A 505-nucleotide genomic window follows, 5' to 3' on the forward strand; every position below is an offset into this window, starting at 1 on the left:
AGGCCGCATCCATTGACGGCGCAAGCGCATGGCGGCAGTTCCGTCACGTGACCTTGCCCGGTATCGCGGGCGTGCTCGCGACCGCAGGCCTCCTGCGCATCATCTGGGTTGCCAACTCCATCGATGTGATTTTCGTGATGACCGGCGGCGGGCCTGGCTATGCAACCCAGACGCTACCTCTCTATGCCTTTGTCAAGGCACGACAGAACCTAGATTTTGGCTACGGCACCACCATCGCTGTGATGTTCACGCTGCTGCTGGGCGTTGTCGTTGCCATCTACATTGCACGCACGTCGCGGGAGGTCGAGCGATGATAGGCAAGCCAACCTTAACCCGGCGCATCCTGACGACCGACCTTCCGGCGCTCGGCATCGTTCTTTTGGCCCTCGGACCGTTCCTATGGATGCTGATGACGTCCTTTACGCCACAGGAGAGGCTTGCCGCCGTGGGCGTCGCCATCAGCCCGGTTAGCTGGTCCCTGGAGAACTATCTGCGCCTTATCTCC

General features: G+C 61.0%; 1 protein-coding gene and 1 pseudogene. Both read left to right on the forward strand.

The window, feature by feature from the left end:
• Window positions 1–314 (forward strand): carbohydrate ABC transporter permease (locus C7G61_RS43240; RefSeq protein WP_145963859.1); only part of this gene is annotated, 314 nt, incomplete at its 5' end.
• Window positions 311–505, forward strand: a pseudogene (locus tag C7G61_RS43245) (carbohydrate ABC transporter permease); the annotation flags it as partial. The gene C7G61_RS43240 and the pseudogene C7G61_RS43245, both read left to right, overlap by 4 nt.

Origin of the sequence: Bradyrhizobium algeriense, from assembly GCF_003062295.1 — a bacterium.
GTDB lineage: Bacteria > Pseudomonadota > Alphaproteobacteria > Rhizobiales > Xanthobacteraceae > Bradyrhizobium > Bradyrhizobium algeriense.